Origin of the sequence: Caldicoprobacter faecalis, assembly GCF_900115765.1 — a bacterium.
Classification (GTDB): domain Bacteria; phylum Bacillota; class Clostridia; order Caldicoprobacterales; family Caldicoprobacteraceae; genus Caldicoprobacter; species Caldicoprobacter oshimai.
The window spans coordinates 1-20,770 of sequence record NZ_FOXR01000027.1; the positions used below are offsets into that span (position 1 = coordinate 1).

At 46.1% G+C, this 20,770-nt stretch carries 18 protein-coding genes; 3 read left to right on the forward strand and 15 right to left on the reverse strand.

The features are described 5' to 3' along the window. Positions 1-159: 159 nt before the first annotated feature. The 7 genes from BM241_RS09320 to BM241_RS09350 all read right to left on the reverse strand — a co-directional run bounded on the left by BM241_RS09320 (position 160) and on the right by BM241_RS09350 (position 8,264). Positions 160-756 (reverse strand): ECF transporter S component, encoded by a 597-nt coding sequence (locus tag BM241_RS09320; protein WP_092282606.1) that lies wholly within the window; start codon positions 754-756, stop codon positions 160-162. Between the two features lie 154 nt (positions 757-910). After that, entirely contained in the window at positions 911-1,183 is a 273-nt protein-coding gene (locus BM241_RS09325; RefSeq protein WP_092282607.1) for a putative Se/S carrier protein, read from the reverse strand. Between the two features lie 270 nt (positions 1,184-1,453). After that, on the reverse strand, positions 1,454-2,059 hold the full coding sequence (locus tag BM241_RS13205; RefSeq protein ID WP_092282608.1) for a VanZ family protein: 606 nt from the start codon (positions 2,057-2,059) through the stop codon (positions 1,454-1,456). Between the two features lie 418 nt (positions 2,060-2,477). Next, positions 2,478-4,262, reverse strand: coding sequence for an ABC transporter ATP-binding protein (locus BM241_RS09335; RefSeq protein ID WP_092282609.1), 1,785 nt, complete (start codon positions 4,260-4,262; stop codon positions 2,478-2,480). A gap of 2 nt (positions 4,263-4,264) precedes the next feature. Next, the gene (locus BM241_RS09340; RefSeq protein WP_092282610.1) at positions 4,265-6,016 is read right to left on the reverse strand and encodes an ABC transporter ATP-binding protein; all 1,752 of its coding nucleotides are present in this window, start codon (positions 6,014-6,016) and stop codon (positions 4,265-4,267) included. 342 nt (positions 6,017-6,358) lie between these two features. Beyond that, positions 6,359-7,282: a P1 family peptidase gene (locus tag BM241_RS09345; RefSeq protein ID WP_035146877.1), complete on the reverse strand. Its 924-nt coding sequence runs from the start codon at positions 7,280-7,282 to the stop codon at positions 6,359-6,361. Further along, positions 7,275-8,264, reverse strand: a complete 990-nt coding sequence (locus BM241_RS09350; RefSeq protein ID WP_025747637.1) for a biotin--[acetyl-CoA-carboxylase] ligase — start codon at positions 8,262-8,264, stop codon at positions 7,275-7,277. Before BM241_RS09350 ends, BM241_RS09345 begins: the two co-directional genes overlap by 8 nt. Positions 8,265-8,707: 443 nt before the next feature. Between BM241_RS09350 and BM241_RS09355 the strand changes: the two genes are divergently transcribed. From BM241_RS09355 to BM241_RS09365, 3 genes are read left to right on the forward strand one after another with little or no spacing between them, the layout of a single operon-like run. Then, on the forward strand, positions 8,708-9,652 hold the full coding sequence (locus tag BM241_RS09355; protein ID WP_025747638.1) for an AAA family ATPase: 945 nt from the start codon (positions 8,708-8,710) through the stop codon (positions 9,650-9,652). Beyond that, positions 9,649-10,860: a DUF58 domain-containing protein gene (locus BM241_RS09360; protein ID WP_025747639.1), complete on the forward strand. Its 1,212-nt coding sequence runs from the start codon at positions 9,649-9,651 to the stop codon at positions 10,858-10,860. Before BM241_RS09355 ends, BM241_RS09360 begins: the two co-directional genes overlap by 4 nt. Further along, entirely contained in the window at positions 10,857-13,208 is a 2,352-nt protein-coding gene (locus BM241_RS09365) for a transglutaminase TgpA family protein (RefSeq protein ID WP_092282611.1), read from the forward strand. Before BM241_RS09360 ends, BM241_RS09365 begins: the two co-directional genes overlap by 4 nt. Before the next feature lie 33 nt (positions 13,209-13,241). Here BM241_RS09365 and BM241_RS09370 read toward each other — a convergent pair whose 3' ends face one another. The 8 genes from BM241_RS09370 to BM241_RS09405 all read right to left on the reverse strand — a co-directional run bounded on the left by BM241_RS09370 (position 13,242) and on the right by BM241_RS09405 (position 20,769). Beyond that, positions 13,242-14,627: an MFS transporter gene (locus tag BM241_RS09370; RefSeq protein ID WP_092282612.1), complete on the reverse strand. Its 1,386-nt coding sequence runs from the start codon at positions 14,625-14,627 to the stop codon at positions 13,242-13,244. Between the two features lie 23 nt (positions 14,628-14,650). Continuing rightward, on the reverse strand, positions 14,651-15,796 hold the full coding sequence (gene nagA, locus BM241_RS09375; RefSeq protein WP_035146627.1) for an N-acetylglucosamine-6-phosphate deacetylase: 1,146 nt from the start codon (positions 15,794-15,796) through the stop codon (positions 14,651-14,653). 140 nt (positions 15,797-15,936) lie between these two features. After that, positions 15,937-16,470, reverse strand: coding sequence for a tryptophan transporter (locus BM241_RS09380; RefSeq protein ID WP_025747643.1), 534 nt, complete (start codon positions 16,468-16,470; stop codon positions 15,937-15,939). A 158-nt stretch (positions 16,471-16,628) separates the two neighbouring features. Next, positions 16,629-16,949 (reverse strand): hypothetical protein, encoded by a 321-nt coding sequence (locus tag BM241_RS09385; RefSeq protein WP_092282613.1) that lies wholly within the window; start codon positions 16,947-16,949, stop codon positions 16,629-16,631. A 104-nt stretch (positions 16,950-17,053) separates the two neighbouring features. Beyond that, on the reverse strand, positions 17,054-17,263 hold the full coding sequence (locus tag BM241_RS09390) for a hypothetical protein (RefSeq protein ID WP_025747645.1): 210 nt from the start codon (positions 17,261-17,263) through the stop codon (positions 17,054-17,056). A 335-nt stretch (positions 17,264-17,598) separates the two neighbouring features. Further along, positions 17,599-18,531, reverse strand: a complete 933-nt coding sequence (locus tag BM241_RS09395; protein ID WP_207648994.1) for a peptidoglycan-binding protein — start codon at positions 18,529-18,531, stop codon at positions 17,599-17,601. Positions 18,532-18,804: 273 nt separating this feature from the next. Continuing rightward, positions 18,805-19,818: a LacI family DNA-binding transcriptional regulator gene (locus BM241_RS09400; protein WP_092282614.1), complete on the reverse strand. Its 1,014-nt coding sequence runs from the start codon at positions 19,816-19,818 to the stop codon at positions 18,805-18,807. A gap of 126 nt (positions 19,819-19,944) precedes the next feature. Next, positions 19,945-20,769, reverse strand: a complete 825-nt coding sequence (locus BM241_RS09405) for an SWIM zinc finger family protein (protein WP_092282615.1) — start codon at positions 20,767-20,769, stop codon at positions 19,945-19,947. Position 20,770 lies beyond the last annotated feature (1 nt).

The following is a 20,770-nucleotide window of genomic DNA, read 5'->3' on the forward strand; positions in this document are numbered from 1 at the left end:
TTTTCTGGGTTTTGTACATTAGCCATCACTCTGAGGATATTTTATCACATTTTTAGCAATTCATCTCCATCTTGCAGAAGATGGGGTCTTCTTGCGTATTTGTTGATAAAAAATAACACAGAAACATAAATACGGGCAGGACTTTCCTGCCCGGGATAATCAAAACACCTTCCTGTAAATTCGCTGCAAGGCCTGCAGCACCGCGGTTACAATGAATACGGCCACGATAATCTCTGGAATCCCGTGGGTTACCGCAATCCCCATTATCACTCCCCCAACCGCCTCGGGCGCTACCCCTAGCTTTTCGGCATATTCCACCCCATGCCGTAAATAGATGGTGAGCAGCACTCCCACCGTATTGGTCAATGTCCCCACCGCTGCCGCCACCACACCTGCTACTACCGCCGAAGAATCCCTCTTCAACACGGCCTTTACACCACTGTAGGCATAATAGGAAGTGATGGCAATCAGCATACGCGGCAGGACTGCCACCATGGGATCCAAAAACACGAATTGCGCGGGATTGGCAGCCATAGTAGCAGCCTGATACATGCTGAATCCACCAAATATTAGCCCTATTATCAGACCAACGATGGGCCCTTCCACAATCGAACCGATGATAACCGGGATGTGCATGATGGTGGCTCTGGTGGGACTAAAGGGTAGAGGGATAAAACCGATGGGGGTGAGCCCTAAAATGATGGAGATTGCAGCCAGCATACCTGTAACCACTAGCCTACGAGTAGTAAGCCTCATAAACCAACACCTCCGTTCAAGTTCCAAATTTGGATACCTGACGGTATCTTGCCTCATAGAGTTGAATCTCAGTCCGGCTCTACGAGAGATACCGGCTTTTACGAGTAATATTTTAGCAGCATGATGAATAAAGTGCAAGAAAAAATTTGGGTTTTCAGCAAGGTATCCTCATAATTTGAGTTCTATTGCCTATGCGTCTAATATGGTAAAATCCCGTAATAGGGTGTTTGTACCTCTCATATACTTTCATAACCTTTGATGTTAAGGTTATTGGAAACTTAATTGATAAACCACAACCCAACGATATCTCCCTGGGAGTCGATACCAGTTGAACTGGGCAGCCGGCCAATTTCAGTATATCGCTGAAATGAATGGCATGCTGCCTTGAGCTAAAGGCAATCAGCCCGTATTCCTCCATGTAGCTCATACTACTTCCCCCATTCTTTCATTATCGCAATTAGCAGAATCTCTAATAAACCTCAAGCCTATTACTGCTCTTTGTCATGTGCTCTCTATTTTTATAACTCTGTTTCATTGCAGACAGACAATAAAAGCCCGTGGCAAAGTCACACAGGCGCACAGGCTCAATAAAACGTTCCATTATCAATATATTCTCTGATATCCGATATGTTCCAGTATAATACTTACATGCAATTTCAATACATACTGAATCTATTACCATCGTATACAAATACCACTAACTCTTTTTGAACTCAATATACCTATTTATATCCCATTTCAGACAGTTTTGCAATACATAGTATAGAAATTTAAAAATTATAAAACCGAGAACAGTTCCTGCAGTGTTCAAAAGCAAATCATCAACATCAAACGCTTTATATCTACAATTAACTAATAAAGATATAAACATCTGCATTACTTCAATACAAAGTGAAACACAAAATCCAATAATAATCACCTTCCGAACATTCATATGTTTTTTTACTATAAGAGGCAAATAAAAACCTAGAGGCATAAACAGCAGTATGTTTCCAATTATTATTTTAAACCATACAATCCAATGGGTAGCTTCAACTATATTACTAATTATCGATTTAAAGGGTATGTAATTATTTGTAATATGAATTTCTCTTAACATTTCTATTGCTTGAGGTTGTATGGGTATTGGAAAAAGGGTGATTCCAATTAACGTAAATGTGTAAACTAGAAAAGTAAACAAAATTATATGATAACTTAATGAGAACTTTTTAAAATTTATAAAAATATAAAAAAAATATACCACGAACCCAATTAAAACAAAAATATTAACTTTCAGCATTTTCCTTCTCCTTTCATAAAGCATATATAAACAAACATTTTAATAACCCTCTTTCAGTATGTTTATCGTTTCATCATGTACAAGATTTGAAACAATTCTATCTACCTGGCCCAAAAGTGTAAAATTTAACATACAAGCCTGTATATAGAATAATTCTAAACAATTCGCACCGTCAAACTCTTTTTTTTACCTGTTTTTATTTTCACATGTTTTTATCCATCTATCTTTCATTTTCTCTGAATATCTTTGTTTTTGTAGGATATTGCTAAAAAATTATAACGTAAACACCTTCTGGTAATTATAGATAACATGAGTTTTCTGATAAAATTAAATGCATAAATCAAGCAGGAGCTAAATGATAAATTTAGCGTCCTGCTCGATCTCTTGCATAGCAGATTATAATTACATCCTTTGCTGAATTGCTTAATACCGCACTTCCACGTCATACAGCCTGCAAAAACTTATACTGTGCCTTATACAGGTTGTAATACACTCCCCGCTTTTTGAGCAGCTCATCGTGATTGCCGCACTCTATGATCCTACCATGGTCGATCACCATGATGCGGTCGGCATTGCGTATGGTGGACAGCCTGTGAGCTATTACAAACGAAGTCCTCCCTTTAAGAAGCTCTTTAAGCCCCTCCTGAATCAGCATCTCGGTGCGCGTATCTATGCTGGATGTGGCCTCATCGAGGATGAGTATCTTGGGGTCTGCCAGAAGCGCCCGGGCAAACGAGATAAGCTGCTTCTGCCCCTGCGACAGGCGTGAACCCCTCTCCTGCACCTGCGTGTAATACCCGTCCTCCATTTCCTTTATAAACTCATGGGCATGAACTATCTTGGCCGCCTCTATGACCTCTTCATCAGTAGCATCCAACCGCCCATACCGGATATTGTCCATAATGGTACCCGAGAAAATAAAGGGCTCCTGAAGCATTATCCCCATTTGTTTGCGCAGCGAATACAGCGTCACATCGCGAATGTCCACTCCGTCTATAAGCACACGGCCCTCCACAGGGTCATAGAACCGGCTTATGAGGCTGACGATGGTGGTCTTTCCCGCCCCCGTAGGCCCTACCAGCGCAATGGTCTCGCCGGGCTTTACCGTAAAGCTCACGTCTTCCAATACCGGCTTTTCGGGCTCATAATAGAACGTGACGTGGTCAAACCGGACTTCACCCTTGATGGGCGGAAGCTCTATAGCGTCCTTCTTATCGGTGATATCAGGCTGTATATCCAGCATCTCAAATATGCGCTCGGTTGAAGCCGTAGCCATAAGCAGCGAGTTGTAAAAATTGCACAGATTGTTAAGCGGCTGCCAGAACCGCCATACATACCCTGTAAAGGCCACCAGGATACCGACCGTTACCGTGCCCTGATCCAGGAATTTCATGCCAAACCAGTAAATCAAGAATGTACCTATGGCCGCTATCCATTCAACCGAAGGCCAAAACAGGTTGTTTACCTTTATTGCGTTCATCCAGGCGGAATATATATCTCCACTCAGCTGGCGATAGACCTGTCGCGTCTCGGGCTCCCGTACAAAGGCCTGGGTCACCCGCATGCCCGCAAGGCTCTCGTGCAGATAAGCGTTCATGTTGGACACCTTCCTGCGCACCGTCTGCCACCTGAGCCTTATGACCTTTTTAAGCAACACTATGACCAAAGCCATCAGCGGCACCGTCACCAGCGATATCAAGGCCAGCCTGAAATGTATGGAAAACATGAAAATCAGCGCCACAATCAAAGTGAAGGCATCGGTCACAACGTTTATAATCCCGTTGGTTAAAAGGTCGCTCAACGAGTTCACGTCATTGATGATGCGCACCAGTATCTTACCGGCCGGCCTGCTGTCATAAAAGGTAAACGATAGCTTTTGTATGTGGTTGAACAGGTCCTGTCGCAGTTTGAAGAGAACCTCCTGCCCCACCACCACCATAATCCTGACCCGTTTGCGCACGCATACCATGTTTACGAAGTTGACCCCAAGAAAGATAAGCGTAATGAATGCCAGGCCAACGTAGTTGCCCTGCACCATATACTCGTCAATGGCTATCTGAAGGATGAGCGGTCCCAGAAGGCCGCACACCGATGCTACGATCATCAGCAAAAAGGTAATTACCAGCTGTTTTGTATAAGGCTTCATATAGCTCAACAGCCGCTTGAACTGCTCCATATTAAACGGCTTTTCGAGCGCCTCGTCTTCAATTATCCTCTGCCTCAGCATCGTTACATCACCTGCCTTTTTGGCTGGAATTCCTCGAAGTCCTTGTACTGCTGCCTGTACAGTTCGTAATATCTGCCCCTCTTAGCCAGCAACTCTTCATGCGTACCCCGCTCGACAATCTTACCATTTTCCAGGAATATTATCTCATCAGCGTTGCGCACCGAAGAGATGCGATGGGCTATGATAAACGTGGTGCGCCCCTTCATGAGCTTCTGAAGCGCCTGCTGTATCTGGTATTCAGTCTCCATATCCACAGCCGAGGTACAGTCATCCATAATAAGGATTTTGGGATTTTTGATGATGGCTCTAGCTATGGCAATCCTCTGCTTTTGGCCGCCCGACAGCCCCACGCCGCGCTCGCCGATGATGGTGTCATAGCCCTGAGGCATCTCCATGATGAAGTCATGAGCACAAGCAATCTTGGCAGCCTCAATCACTTCCTCCCTGGTGGCATTGGGGTTGCCGTAAAGTATATTTCCCTCAACGGTATCGGAAAACAGAAATACGTCCTGCATCACGATGCCTATCTGGCTCCTTAAGGCGCTCAGCTTCCAATCCCGCACGTCCACTCCGTCCACCAGCACTCTGCCTGCCGTCACGTCGTAAAACCTGGCTATCAAGTTTATAATAGACGTCTTTCCTGCTCCTGTAGCACCCATGATGCCTATGGTCTTCCCTGCCGGAGCGTTTATGTTTATGTTGAAGAGCACAGGCTGTTCCTTATAACAAAACGAGACGTTCTCAAACACCACATCCCCACGGAATTCGCTTGGGCAATAAGCGTCTTCTTTTTCCTTGATGGATGATCCGGTGTCCAGCACGTTAAACACCCTTTTGCCAGAAATAATGGCTTGGCTTATCACGTTGACAATCCAGCCCAGCATTCTAACCGGCATAATCAGCATCCACAGATATCCGTTAAAAGCCACAACAGTTCCCAGTGAAATCTCCCCTGTGGCAACCATCCATCCACCGTAACCTATTAATGCTACCGCACAAAAGCCGCTCAAAAACTCAATGAGCGGGAAATACTTGGACCATATAAAGCCGGCATTGATGTTTTTTTCCATATTAAGCCGATTTTCCTTTTTAAACTTCGCTATTTCATAGTCTTCCCGTGCAAAAGCCCTTACAACGCGCACTCCCGCGATGTTCTCTTGAGCTGCCGTGCTGAGATTTGCTTGCTGTTCCCGTATCTCGCTGTAAGCAGGCCCGATATTCTTGTTCAGCTTAAAAGCCGTCCACCCGATGAAAGGCAAAATAGCCAAAGTAACCAGTGCCAGTTTAACGTTCATGGAGAATAGTACAATTGAGGTACCGATGAAGTAGATGGCATTTTCCAGCAAAATGGGCAACCCGACCACCAGGAACATCCTTATACCCTCAATGTCTCCAGTCATCCTGGACATGAGCTCACCAATGCGGTTGTCATCGTAAAATGAAAATGACAGCTCCTGAAGATGGGTGTACATGCTATTGCGCAGGTCATACAGGCACCTTTGCGATACGTCCTCAAATAAATAGGACCTGATATACAAGAAGATTCCCTTGCAAACCGCGCACCCAAGAATTGCCAACAAAATTGGCAGCAGAAGTGAACGTCTGCCGCCTCGTATTACATCGTCAACCAGTATTTTAGAAAGGTACGGTGTTACCAGATTTAAACCGATAAGCAGCAATAAAAAAACGGTAGCAGCAATAAGTCGCCACTTATACCTCCAGGCATACCCCATTATTCGCTTTAAAATATCCAATAAAATTACCTCCACTCCTATTCATGATTTAAAAGCACTCACCCTTCAAGGCTCCTCAGCCATTTTAACGCTAACTTTTGCTATTATCTTTTCCTCAAGAGGGGACCTCAAATGTTGCGACATGAATAAGAGCCTGAAAAGCGAAGTGCTTGAAAAGATGAATTTATCAAAAGTCTATATTATACTAAATGACTTTTTCGATGCCGTCAACAAATGAGAGCCGTGGTAATCTGCCATATACCCTTCTGTACCCCCATCCACTGCCATTTCACGTATTTTAACCCTAAGTTGTGGCCATTTTCTCACTTTTCCTTCAAAAAATTAACATGCTCAAAATGATGTCTAAGCATTTTCCACGGCATTGACCACAGCCCTGGCAATGGCCTCGGCAGCCGCCGTACCAATGACGTTTACATCACACTCGATTTCGCCGGTCGACAGAACAAAGAGAGTATCGCCGTCTAGCATGGTATGTACAGGCCTTATGGTCAGCGCCAGGCCATCATGCGCCATGGCAGCCACCTTGTTGGCCTGCTCCTTGGTAAGGTAAGCGTTGGTGGCCACAACGCCAATGGTGGTGTTACCGGCCTCTGCATCTTTTATGGCATTGCCTTCCAGTATAAATTTCCATGTATTTATGAATTTCCCTGTTTTGGGGTCCCGGGCACCTGCCAGTATTCTCCCGGTTCCCGGCTCGACTACATCTCCCAAAGCATTTACCACCACTATGGCCCCCACCACAATGCCTCCAGGCAATCTGATGCTCGAGGTACCAACTCCTCCCTTCATGCACCCCTCCATCCCGAGTATTTTGCCGACGGTAGCTCCCGTCCCTGCGCCTACGCTGCCCTGAGGCACATCGCCGGTGCTGGCATTCAAACACGCCTCATAGCCCATCCTTTCGTCTGGACGAACGCGCCAATCACCGTACCCCAAATCAAATATCACGGCGCCGGCCACAATGGGCACCTTGGCCACGCCGGTGTCAAACCCTATTCCCTGCTCTTCCAGGTATCTCATCACGCCGCTGGCTGCAGCCAGGCCGAAAGCGCTCCCGCCGCACAGCACCACAGCATGGACCCTCTCTACCAGATTCATAGGGCGCATAAGGTCGGTCTCTCTGGTACCGGGTGCCGAACCCCGGACGTCCACGCCTCCCACCGCCCCTTCCCTGCTTATAATCACCGTACAACCCGTCTTGGCATCAAAGTCCTGCGCATGCCCCACCTCAATACCGGGCACGTCAGTAATTTTTCCATCATACATAGCCGTTCTCCCCCCTCAGTGATACATCTCCCGCCAGTATTCTCTCCACGCGGCCGTCATCCAACCTAAGCATCAAAGAGCCATCAAGGCCAAACCCTTGTGCATACCCTGAAAATTGGCCATCAACGCCAATTACCCGTATCCTTTTCCCCAATATTACCGAACGCCTCTCGTACTCTTTTAAAAGCCCAGCAAACCCATCATCCCTCAACCCCTGCAAATAACCTTTCTCCATCTCCTGCAAGATGGATTTTATTATATCCGCACGGTTGAACTCCTTGCCCTTCTCTATTCTTAAAGAGGTAGCTATATCCCTTATATCTTCGGGTAAATCCTCAAACGAAAGATTGACATTGAGCCCTATCCCCACAACGGCATAGTGTATAACCTCCGGTTCGGCATGTACCTCGGTCAAAATGCCGCACAGCTTCTTCCCACCGCATACTACGTCATTGGGCCATTTGATGCCCACATCAATCTGAGCAGATCGCTTTAAGGCATTTGCCACCGCAACGGCCGTCATAATCGTTATCCGTGGTACCTGCTGTGAAGACAGGCGGGGCCTCAATATGACTGACATCCATATGCCTTTGCCGGGTGGCGACACCCAGCTGCGCCCCAATCTTCCCCGCCCTTGTACCTGTTCATCGGCAATGACCACCGTCCCCTCACGAGCACCACTCAATGCCAGCTCCTTGGCCCGCGCATTGGTAGACCCTATGGAGGAATGTATCTCCACATTCCTGCCCAAAATGGACGTATTGAGCCCCCGGGTCAGCAGCACTTCATCGAGAATATCCGGAACCTGCCTTAAGCAGTACCCCTTTTTGGTGGACGACTCTATCAAGTACCCTTCGCTCTGCAAAAGCCTTATGTACTTCCACACGGCAGCCCGGGTGATGCCCAGCTGTCTGCTTATGTCCTCACCCGAAACGAAGTTGCCCAAATTATCAAGCAACATACTAAGTACCGCATCCCGCATAAGAATCAGCACCCTCTCTTGTGCAAAAAACCGTGTTAAACATCAGTTTTAAAGGTTATATATTTTTTAGATATCAGAAAACCGCTTAAATTAATACCAGTGCTCTCGATTTAGATTCATTATATCACGAAACAGTATCAAAAAGTACAGCCGAGATTAAAAAATAAAAACGCAGTTATCCGTTTCGGTACACATATATGGTATAATATTTATAAATAGAATACCTTGGGAACTTTAAAAACGCATCATCAACTGCTTTAACCGTCCCACCAATTCGATCCTAACTTAATGCAGCAGTCAAACGCAATTTACTGAAGCTTTTAAACCATATGGCATCACATTTGACCATCGGTTAAAAATTCCGCTTTTTACTCAGGTATGCAAAACAAAGAGATTATTATGTAAAATCAGCAAAACGATAAAGCAAGAAGGTAGGTAAAAACATGAACAATCCTCAAAAGCTCATCAAGGCCATTCAGGAAAATATAGAAAAGGTAATAGTAGGAAAGAGCGAGGTCATACGCCTTATCCTCATCGCCCTTCTGGCAGGAGGGCATGTGCTTATCGAGGACGTCCCCGGGGTGGGCAAGACCACCCTGGTATCGTGCCTGGCCCGGTCCCTCAATCTGTCCTTTAAGCGAATCCAGTTTACGCCAGACATCCTGCCCTCGGATATAACCGGCTTTTCCATGTACAACTTCAAAACCGGCGAAATGGAATTCAAGCCAGGGATGATAATGAGCCAGGTCATACTAGCCGACGAGATCAACCGCACCTCCCCCAAAACCCAGGCCAGCCTTCTGGAAGTCATGGAAGAGCATCAGGTAACAGTGGATGGGAAAACCTATTCCGTACCGCAGCCCTTCATAGTACTGGCCACCCAGAATCCGATTGAATACATAGGTACGTTCCCGCTTCCCGAAGCTCAGCTGGATCGCTTCTTCATCAAAGTGTCGATAGGCTATCCAACAAAGCGCGAGGAGATGTTCATCCTCTCCCGCTTTCAAACACGGAACCCTATGGAGGATTTAAAGCCGGTAGCCGACGCACAGCAAATCTTGGACCTTCAGCAGCAGGTCAGGCATGTAAACGTGGCCGAAGCCATAAAGGAATACATAGCCGAATTGGTTGCCTGTACGCGTGAACACAAGGACCTGACGCTGGGCGCAAGCCCCCGGGGAGCCATTGCCCTCATGCGTGCTTCCCAGGCATATGCCCTTTTGGAAGGCAGGGACTACGTCATACCCGATGATGTGCAGAAGATGGTCATCCCGGTCCTGTCCCACCGCCTGATACTCAAGCCCGAAGCGCGGCTCAAGGAAATGACGGCAGAGCGGATATTGAGGTCAATTTTAAACTCGGTATACGTGCCAGTGATCAGGCCATGAAGCCGCTACGTGTATTCATCATAGGGCTTGGAGTGCTTTTCCTAGGATTGGGGCTTTATACCGGCGAAAAGATATTCTTCATGGGATTTACAGTCATAACATCCCTGGTATTTTACGCCGTCATAACCAACCTGTGGGTGCTTACGGATTTTCGGTATCTGCAGAGGATAACCCCTGAACAGGCAACAAAAGGCGACAGGGTTTCGCTGGTGATACAGATACACAATGACAAGCCATTTATATACCCCTACATAAAGGTGTTCTATCAGATACCGCAGTCGGTTCTGACAAACGAAGTCAAAGAAGAGGTGCTGTGCATCCTTCCCTTTCGTTATGGCGAAATTAAGGAAGACTTCATATGTGATTTGAGAGGCCAGTACACGGTGGGCATTATCGGCGTGGAAGTAGGTGACCCGTTTGGCCTGTTTACGTTCTCCATGAATCTACTCAGCCGTTCATACCACAAACCCCTTCAGCTAAGCGTGGCACCAAGAGTTGTCAGGCTGTCCAGCCTTCCACTGCCTCAAATTCAAACCGAGGGCACCACCAGACAGGAATTTTTGGCCACTGAAGAGCCCGCATCCCTTAGCGACATACGCCAGTATCAGTACGGGGACCCGCTTAAAAAAATTCACTGGAAAATATCCGCCAAGCTGCAGAACCTGTACGTCAAAAACTACGAGACCAATACTCAGCCGCAAATACTCATGTTCCTGGAAACCTTCCCCTATCCATGGGAAGGGATAGCCCGTTACAAGGTGGAGGACCAGATGATAGAATGCGCTGTAGCCGTTACACACTTCATACTCTCAAACTGGCTTTCCATGCAGCTGGTGGTCTATCACAGGGAACGGCAGCAGGTCAGCGGAAGAAATCCTGGGGATTTCACCCGTTTTTTTGACTACCTGGCAGCACTACCGTTTAACAGCCCTTTTCGCATGGACGAGATACTTTCCATGGAATCTACTGGATTTAGCAAGGGCGAAAGCATAGTGCTCATCGTCCACGACATGAGCTACCGCCTATTCAACCATCTCTGCCTGCTAAAGCAGTCGGACATACACCCCCTGGTGTTTTTCGTACATTACAACCCACAGCTGAACGACGACTTAAAGCGCATAATTGAAGAGCTAAACAGGCGGGAGATTCCATGCTTTGCCCTGCACACCGATGAACGAATAGACCGGGTACTGGAGAGAGCGCTATGAGCCAAAGATCCATATCCAATCCTATGCTCAATTACATAATGAAATGGCTTATATTCACCTTCATGGTGAGCGGGCTGGCAAAGTCCATACTGGTATCTCTGGGCTTTCCCATGCCATTTTGGACCATACTGCTCATGGTAACGGCATTCTATATAGCGCTTTCTATTTATTTCTCCAGCCGCCTAACCTTAATAGCTATGACGATTGCTACGGCTACCGGTATGGGGATATATCTGAAATATTTTGCGGCCAAAAGCTGGTGGGACGACGCCCTAAACTTCTTTAAATGGCTGCTTGACTATACCCTTGGCGTGGCTTCTTTTGAACCACAATATGTCTACCCCGGCACCTGGCTTATCGTATTCATTCTATCGCTTATCATATACCTGTTGGTCATAAAGCTAGAATGGCTGTTTATATCCTTTGTGCTGTGCACCGGTATTATAGCCATAGAATGGGCTTTGGGGCATACTGAGATACTCCCCTGGCTGTGGCCTCTAGCTTTAGCGTGGATTATGCTGCTGAGCACAAAACAGTATAGGAGACTTTCGCACCAGTACAGCATGCCTGATTTCGGTGTGTGGCAGGTTTCCACGCTGCCCCTGGCAATCGCCATAGTATTGACCTCGTCAATATTTCTACCCAATGATACACGGCATCTCAAATGGGATTTCCTCGAGCGGACAGTTCAGGACATCAGCGACAGGTGGTCAGAGTGGTCAGTTTTCTCAAAGCCCAGGCAACCGTTTCGCCTTTCTCAGACCGGCTTCCCGTCTTCATCTGAACAACTGGGCGGGCCTGTAAAGATAAGTGGCGACGTGGTGTTGAGAGTAACAGCAACCGACTCGTTGTACTTAAGGGGCACCATACTCAACGAATATACAGGTAGCGGCTGGAAAGACTCGATAGACGATAAACGATATAAGCTTAGCAGGATGAGCTGGGATAATACATACCGCCAGGCATTCGACTGGGACGAACCAATATGGGAGGACCTAAGCCGAGAGCTTAGGGATCGTTTTTTTACACCTGTAAAAGCCTCTGTTACCCACGCCGGCATTGAAACCTCGGTCATATTCAACGCCCAGCGCCTAGAAGGCATCACCGTACAGAAAAGATGGGGAGGCTTCACCCCCTATTTCAACGGCAAGGGCGAAACCTTTACCTCAAGAGATATCTCGACATCAGAGAGCTATATATTGCACGTCAGCATACCCAATATTGAAGATAGAATATTTCAAAACTTTCTTGACGATTACGTCCCCATCATCGATTGGCATAAACCTATCCCTCAGCAACTTCCGTGGAACGGTGCAAACCGCCAAAAGCTGCTTCATATACAAGAGCACTATATGTCGGTCCCTGAAAGCGTTCCTTCAAGGGTTGCAGAACTGGCTCACAGCATTACCCGGGAAATAAAGACGCCTTTGGGCAAGGCGCTGGCCCTTCAAGCCTACCTGCAACAAAATTACGATTATACCCTGCAGCCCCCTTATACCCCTCCTGACGTGGACTTCGTAGATTACTTCTTATTCGAGCTTAAAAGAGGTTACTGCACCTACTTTGCCACCGCAATGGCGGTAATGGGCAGGATGGTTGGCCTGCCCACTCGCTATATAGAAGGTTTCAAGATGCCGTCTCAACCCGATGAGGGAAACCTTTACGAGGTTAGAAAGCTCAACGGCCATGCTTGGGTGGAGATATATTTCCCAAAGGTGGGATGGTTGACGTTTGACCCCACTCCCCAAACTCAACATCAGCATGGCTTAACAGGCCAACACCAAGCTCAGTATCCCGGCTACTATTGGGATGAGCTTACCTACCCATGGATGCAAGGTGAACAGACAAATATTTACCAGCCCGACATAAACGCCGAAGTAGGCAGCCTTCCCGATTCCTCCTCGTCAAACAAAATTCCATGGTTTGTAGTGGTTTTGCTGATAACGCTTATCTTAATAGGAGCAGGCGTGGCAGGACTCAGGGTGTGGGACATCCTCCGCTGGAAAAAAATAAAAAAGCTGCCCTTTGAAAAGCAGCTCAGCTATTGTTATCAGCAAATACTGTGGCTTCTTACCCTTTACGGATTCCCTATGCACAGAGGGGAAACCCCCTATGCCTATGCCCAGAGGGTGGATGCATGGCTTACAAACTCTGCCGGTACCATGTCGGACATATGCCACTTAATAGTCAAAAACCAGTTTGGGAACTACCAGCTGACCGAGCAGGAAATGGAAAGGATACGCAAATTTTATCGTAACTTAGAGGAAAACATAAAAAGCCTGCTGGGCTTTTACCCTTATACATTCAAGCTGATATCCAAACAGCTCTCTTCAAAAATCTCAAAATAAGGAAAACCTTGAACTTGAACATGTGCCAGCTCACTATCCCTGTACCTTTTGTACTTTCCCCCTTTTTTCGCTTACCATATGGATAGAGCGGCGAATCATTTCTTTAGGCTCAACCGATTCTTCCTCATGTATAGGGGATACCAGGAAAGTTATGGCTATAAACCGTATGATGGAAGAAAGTATAAACAGCATATGGTAATTGGTTAGTGGACGGCCGAAAATTACGATATTCAAATCCCTGGCCAGTTCAGCCGTAGCCTCCATGAACAGCCCGCCAAGGGCATAAGCCACTATACTGCCCACCACCGATGTCACCATTGAAAAGCTGGCGATGTAAAACGAGCGGTTTTCATCTGGTGAAAGGCTCATCACCAGATTATTGGAGGTCAAATCAATCCCACTCCAGAATATGCCGGTAAAAACGTGTATAAAAGGAATGATCATGTAATTCTCTGGAGTAGCCAGCAACCATAGAAATGGCAGGGCAGCCACTCCGGTACCGCAAACGCGCAGTACCGGCTTATTGCCAAACATATCAACCAGCATGCCCCATTTTCGTATAACGAGCATAGTAAGAATATTGCTAACTACTTGAGTATAGATGGTGATTTCCAGGTAGCTCATCTTCAAATAATCGATCATATAAGCACTAAAAAACGGCCCGGCAATATTGATACCAAATACCCATACCGCCCAAAAAATCAAATATCGCCTGAAATTTGAGTGTTGCAAAACTGCACTCCACATTTTTTTTATCGGCAACTTGTGCTGCGGCCTTACCATGGGCGGGTCATATACCCGAATGAAACAAAGAATATCCATTATAGCAAATACCGTTACCACGCTGAATACCACCGCAAAGCCTACAAAACCGCCTATGCGATCCAGTGCCCAGCTTGCCAGCACTCCCCCCACCATACCGGTAAAGGTGAACATCATCTGCCGCTGGCTGAAAAATCGGCCGCGTATTTTCAATGGAACAAGTGCCGCCATCCAGGATATAAAGGTCACGCCGTTGAAGGCACCGCCCACTGCCGAAACAAGCAAAAAGAACACTATAAGGCTTATTGTCAACCCTTTAAGCTCTTCAGGAATTATAAGAGGGAGAATCACCACAGGAATTATGGAAAGGCGCTGAAACATGCCCCCTATCAAGAACAGCTTTTTCCTGGCCCCTGTGGACTCCAGCACATAAGCCGCCAGCACCTGGAAGACACCGCTCACCACCGGAAGCGACATTAAAATGCCATACATCAGCTCGCTGACGCCAAGGGCACGAACAAAGCCAGCGAAGGGGGCGCCGTTCAGGCATACGAAAAACACTATGCCTAAACTTACCCCCCAGGCAATCCTATTGAGGTCTTCTCTTAGCTCCTGTGTAATATCCAGTTCCTTAAACAGCAAAAACCTGCCCTTCACAGCATTGAATCCCCCATTAAATATTACAGTCTAAACTCCTCGCCTTTTATAAACACCTTGTTGACATACAGCTTTTCATCCAAAATAACCAGATCAGCATCAAAACCTTTCTTTATCCTGCCCTTTTTATCTCCGATGCCTATGATGTCGGCCGGTACCTCAGTAAGCATTTTAACAGCATCTTCAAGCGGTATACCTATCAAAACCATGTTGCGCAGGGCTTGGTCCTGGGTAAGGGTACTGCCCGCAAGGTTACCTCTCTCCTTTAATCGAGCTACCCCCTCTTTTACCACTACTTCCAGACCACCCAAGACATAGTCACCATCGCCCATTCCCGTAGCTGACATGGCATCAGTAATAAGGGCCACGCTGTCGCTGCCCTTCACAGCCACCGCAATTCTCAAGGCAGCAGGATGCACATGAATCAGATCAGCGATGAGCTCCACCGTCACCCCATCCCTATCAAAAGCAGCGCCCACTGCCCCGGGTTCCCTGTGCCTCAAGGGCGACATAGCATTGTACAAGTGGGTGACGTGGGTCATCCCCCACTCGAACCCGGCCATACACTGCTCATAATTGCCCACTGTGTGTCCCATAGACACCACTATTCCTCTACCCGTTAAATAATTCACCAGCTCCTTAGCCCCTTCAACATCGGGAGCCATCGTAACCCTTTTTATGATACCCTCGTAATCCCCTACCAGCTCTCTAAAACTCTCACGGCTGGGAGCAAGTATATATTTTTCATCATGAGCACCTTTTGCCTCGGGGTTGATAAAAGGGCCTTCCAGATGGACTCCAAGAATCTGAGCCCCTTTAATATCTTTATGTAAAGCATCACTTACGGCTTTCAAGCTCTTCTTTATCTCTTCTCGCCCATGAGTTGTAGTGGTAGCCAAAAAAGCCGTAGTACCATGTGCAGCCATAAATTCAGCCATGACTTCAAGGGATTCCACGCTGCCATCCATGACGTCCCGGCCTTTGCATCCATGAACGTGGATATCTATAAATCCCGGGCATATATAATTCCCATTAGCGTCTATAACTTCCCCCTCAGCATACTTTCCTTTAGGAGCAACATCCAAAATTTTGCCATCCTCCATCACCACGTCTACGTTGCATTTCCATTCTCCCTCAAGATAAACCTTCCCACCGGTTAAAATTTTCACCGACCACACCCCCAATTAAATTATTTCATAAAAAAGCCCCCTTGGAGTCAGCAACACGCGCTTAACCCAAGGAGGTTTGTTGCCTTCAATCGCTTAGCTTGACTTTTTGCCTGCTGGCACAATGCCATCCTCAAGGTTTCTCAAGACGAAACCTTTCGGGTAGTCCTCTGATAAAGCCTGCCGGTCTGCTTTAAAGCACCAAACAGCAATGCCACCAGCACCACGTTACCCACTGTAGCGGGAAGCACAGCGGTTACAAAAGCGCCTACAAACATCTCTGCCGGAAGAACTTCCAACGCAATTGCTGCACCCAGAAACACCAGCCCGCTTATTATAGTCCCAACAATCGGCACCACAATAGAGAGGATATACATGTTGATCAATCTCTTTAAAGCATATATAAGTGCTATCAATACAGCTGTTGTAATTATCTTATCAATGAGGTTGGGTAAAAATCCCCCCGGCACGCTGGTGGTAAGGCCCGACAGCACACCGGCTGCCAGCCCGGCTACAAATCCCACTTTGACGTCCTCAAAACACAGCAGGCATAAAAACAGCATCGCCAGCAGAAAATCCGGCTTCACGGGTGTGCCTGTCGAAGGTGTGATATAATGCAACACCACCCCAATTGCAAGCAATAATCCCGCTAAAACAAAATCCCTTAAATTTTTCATATCTCCTCTCCCCTTTCTCTTCTCCTCTCGTCTCGTCTCATCGCGCCAGATAGGCCATTCTTGAAAGCCGTTCTACGGCACGCCTTTTTATATAAGCTTATAGTATCAAACCTCTAAACGGTTGTCAATAATCAAAATGATAAAGCCGTACATACTCTTTATGGATTATTGTATTTCGACGGCCACATCACCCGATCTTCTAATTTATCAAATAGTTTTTGCCAGTAAGCATCTTTTATAAAACTTTTCCCCACAGGATTCATTAATGGATCCTCCAAGTATTCTCCATGTTCGTTCCGAAATTCTTGAATAACCTTTTGTAGTGAACTCAATTTTTCTTCTAATTGAATGCGATTGAAATATTCAATTAAATTATCAGGTACTTCTATTTCATATTTGCCATGATTTATCAGTTTATATGTTTCCACATAAATTACTGAATGCATAAGCTGTATATATTGATCCGGTACTTCTAGCATATTATTACTGTTTCCATAAAACGCGTTATAGTAATCTCTTAATTCTCCAACAAAGTCAACAATCTCTTTCGCTGATTGATTTATAAAAACTAATCCTTCGATTGTTATATGCTTTTTTCAAAAACGGGCTTAAATTGATCATATAAATCCTCATTATACCTTAAAAAATAATTAATAAATTTCATATAGAAGCTTTGGTTGACAAAATCTTCCATTTTATCCTTTTGAACTTTATAATGACCTGCCATAACAGCTGTGATGATAATAATCGCCAATAAAATAAAAACAATAATGTCTTTCTTTGACACTTTCATACTAGTGGACACCCCTATCGAATAAGGACTATAAGGGGCAGAATATCATATTAACTTTAAAAATCCTACTATCACCGGATGTTTTTTTATACTATTCATTATTATATAGCAATTTACTGTTTAAAATCTACTTCATATTAGAAATATAATTTAAAGTAGGACCAAAATCTGTATAATAATCCTGTCTTCCTTCTGAATAGTAGAATATGTCAAATGTCCATCCAAATTTTGCAGTTGTATTAACGTTAGGAGTTTGAGCGCTGTCAATAGTTGAAATAGAATTGGTTATTATAAACAAATTGTCTCCATGATTTAAAACCACCTCGAATCTAAAATTACCTGTAAAAAGCATGGTTTCCTATGGTAGTAATATAGGTCCGATTTCTCACAATCCAGCTACCGCTTGCCTTAGCGGGATTGAAAAAGTACAAAGCATTTCCCACGGGTTTTGAACCGGAATAGGCCTCCTGAGCAGCACGGTAGCTCTCGCTGCTGGGCGTGTTGTATATGGTACCATCCTGTACAGGGCTAAACTGCGGTATGCCCTTATAATGTTCAAATATAACGCCATATATCGTGTTGGGAAAGCCGGAAGAACTTACGCGATTCATTATGACGCTGCCAACGGCTACCTTGCCTATATATGGCTCACCGGCAGCTTCAGCGTGTATAATTCTAGCCAACCAGAATAGGTCATCTGCCACTTTCCGGGATGAAGCATCACCACGACTGGCATACTGCTGCGATGCCATCTGGCCTGCATACAGCACGCTCTGAGTCTGAGGCCCCGCTATGCCGTCGATTCTCAATCCCTTGGCCTTTTGAAAGGCTATCACGGCATTTTCGGTGATCTTGCCGTAATACCCCGTGACATTGGCATAGAAATACCCCTGCTGTTTGAGTGCGCTCTGAAGCCGTGAAACATCCGGACCTCTCATGCCAAACTTTAAAGTACGATAACCGCTTCCATAAAGGACCGACTGGGTAACAGGGCCTGCAATCCCATCCACCACAAGCCCGTTTGCCCTTTGAAATTTCATGACCGCCTCTCTTGTAATAGGGCCATAATACCCCGTAACTCGCCAAAAAGTATAATATCCCTGGTTCTTGAGCTCTTGCTGCAGCCGTGCAACCGCCTCACCCCTGCTTCCCAGCGATAGTACAGGGTATGCAGCCCATACTCGTCCAGCGGGTAACAATAAAAACACCAAGATGATTGCCACAATGGCCAGCCTATAAATGCCGGTCCGGGATAAAATATGCCGCACTTACTCTGCACCCCCATAACCTGAATTTTATGTCGGTTACTATTATAGGGTGCGCTTGCATATACTGTCAAATAAGTAAATCTCCGTAAGACAAATTGTTAAAAAAATATTACGTAAATATTAAATGTTTTTTGCACCATTCTCCGTATAATACGTGCATACCATATTATAGTCGCATTACACAAAAATGCATAATAAAATACATGGCTTTTGTAATGGAGAACAAAAATAAATGATGCCCGTTTAAAACGGGCATTTATCGAATGATGTGCTCTATTTCTTTCCGCTGCATGAGGCTCTAATTATCAGCTGCGTCTTTAGTTCGACCATCCTGGACGCGTTTTCGCCTTCTATTTGCTCCATAAGCAGCTCAACGGCCACATCGCCGATCTCCTTCAAAGGCTGTTTTACTACTGTTAAGGGCGGTTCCACAACCTCTGAAAGCTTGCTGTCATCAAATCCGATGATGGACAACTCCCCCGGTACATCGATACCCATGTCTTTAGCACCTTTCAAAGCCCCTATGGCCATGAGGTTGTTCACGGCTATTATGGCAGTGGGAGGTTTCTCAATCCGCATCAGCTTCCTGACACATTCATACCCCCCGTCCATCTCAAGATTCCCCGACACAATGAGATTAGCATCTATCTCAATGCCCGCCATCCTGAGTGCATCCATATAGCCCCTGCGCCGGCTCTTCCTGGTTCCAGCCTCCAGACCATCTATAAAGCCTATCCGCTTGTGCCCCAACTCCAAAAGGTAGCGAGTGGCTTGCAAAGCACCTTCATAGGTATTGATGTACACCTGACTCACATTGCTAAAATGGCTACCAAAGGCTACAACCGCTATCCCATTCTTTCTGAGCTCTTCCAAATTTTTTGCGTTTATCAAGTTGTCCTCGGGCTTCACTCGCGTTGGGCTGAATATGACTCCATCCACCCTGCGGGCTATAAGGTCGTCCACGTATTGCGTCTCCTTTTCGATCATGCGCTGGGTATTGCATAAATAAGTGCTGTATCCCTTTTCGCCCAGCTTCTGTTCTATTACCTCTGCAATCTCGGTATAAAAGTTATTGGTAATGCTGGGAATAAGCAGGGCCACGGTAAAGGTACGGCGATGCGCAAGGCTCTTGGCAATCTTGTTGGGCCTGTAACCCAGCTCCCTGGCAGCATCGATTATTCTCTTGCGCGTCTCCTCCCTTACCGGGTGGTCCACGCCGTTTAAAACGCGAGACACAGTAGCTACAGAGACACCTGCTTTTTTGGCTATATCGTATATGGTAGCCAATCTCCATTGCCCCTTTCCGCTTAAATAAATTTACCATTCAAATTGCAGAGGTAATCGGTTACTTGTATTATAAATACCGCAAATCAATTTATCAAGACAAAGTACATTTAACAAATTAGCGCATCATTAATCCTTATATCCCACCGTGATAGCCTTTAAAAGCACCTTCTTGTAATCCTGCTCCAACTGCCTGATCATATCCATTTTTCCTGCAAAAAATGGGGGTTCACCCAGCCTTTTTAGAATGGATTGTTCCACCAGCGGAGGTTCAACGGCTATTTTTATATCCATGCTTTTCATCTTACCAGTCCAGTAATTGATAAGCGATACGGCATCGTGCTGTGAGCTACCCTCTCTTTCAATCTCTTGAGGCAAACCTCCCTCCTTTTTTGCCGTCATCGGTTCAGCGGCACTTGTCCTCCTGTTGCGAATGGCTTCCATAATCTGTTCCCTGTTCATTCCCCTTAACTTGAACAGCAAAAAAGGATCCCGGTCAAACTCCTGGGCGAGGATATAATAAACTGCTGCTATGTGCTTGCAGGGGTTGGCCCCGTCGGGACAGGTACAGTGGGCAGACAGGTCCATGGCATACCTGGGGAACAGGGAAACTTCCAGCGAAGAAAAGGCCTCCTCGATATTGACAGGCATCTCGCCCGCCAGAAGTTTTGCCGAAAATATCGCTTTACTGGCCAGAGCATCCAATACCTGGTCCCATTCATACTGCGACAGGGTTTTCATGGAAATCTCCACTTTATAGGGAGTTTTCCTACTGCCCTGTACATGGGCTTTTACCCTTCCAGGAGATATCTCTACATCAAGCACATTTCCGTTCCTTGCATAGGCTCTACCGCGCGTCAAACGACTATCCCAGCCAAAGGACTCCAAAGCCTCCAGCCATTGCTTAGCCCACCAGCTGGAGCCAAAGCCCTTTTTCCCCCTTGACGCCATCATC

Excerpts from the sequence above, each read along its gene's own strand:
- BM241_RS09335 (WP_092282609.1), bottom strand. The coding sequence starts at position 4,262 with ATGCTGAGGCAGAGGATAATTGAAGACGAGGCGCTCGAAAAGCCGTTT.
- BM241_RS09350 (WP_025747637.1), bottom strand. The coding sequence starts at position 8,264 with ATGCGGGATGCGGTACTTAGTATGTTGCTTGATAATTTGGGCAACTTC.
- BM241_RS13205 (WP_092282608.1), bottom strand. The coding sequence starts at position 2,059 with ATGCTTTATGAAAGGAGAAGGAAAATGCTGAAAGTTAATATTTTTGTT.
- BM241_RS09355 (WP_025747638.1), top strand. The coding sequence starts at position 8,708 with ATGAACAATCCTCAAAAGCTCATCAAGGCCATTCAGGAAAATATAGAA.
- BM241_RS09365 (WP_092282611.1), top strand. The coding sequence starts at position 10,857 with ATGAGCCAAAGATCCATATCCAATCCTATGCTCAATTACATAATGAAA.
- BM241_RS09320 (WP_092282606.1), bottom strand. The coding sequence starts at position 756 with ATGAGGCTTACTACTCGTAGGCTAGTGGTTACAGGTATGCTGGCTGCA.
- BM241_RS09360 (WP_025747639.1), top strand. The coding sequence starts at position 9,649 with ATGAAGCCGCTACGTGTATTCATCATAGGGCTTGGAGTGCTTTTCCTA.
- BM241_RS09405 (WP_092282615.1), bottom strand. The coding sequence starts at position 20,769 with ATGATGGCGTCAAGGGGGAAAAAGGGCTTTGGCTCCAGCTGGTGGGCT.
- BM241_RS09380 (WP_025747643.1), bottom strand. The coding sequence starts at position 16,470 with ATGAAAAATTTAAGGGATTTTGTTTTAGCGGGATTATTGCTTGCAATT.
- BM241_RS09385 (WP_092282613.1), bottom strand. The coding sequence starts at position 16,949 with ATGCTAGAAGTACCGGATCAATATATACAGCTTATGCATTCAGTAATT.
- BM241_RS09390 (WP_025747645.1), bottom strand. The coding sequence starts at position 17,263 with ATGAAAGTGTCAAAGAAAGACATTATTGTTTTTATTTTATTGGCGATT.
- BM241_RS09325 (WP_092282607.1), bottom strand. The coding sequence starts at position 1,183 with ATGAGCTACATGGAGGAATACGGGCTGATTGCCTTTAGCTCAAGGCAG.
- BM241_RS09345 (WP_035146877.1), bottom strand. The coding sequence starts at position 7,282 with ATGTATGATGGAAAAATTACTGACGTGCCCGGTATTGAGGTGGGGCAT.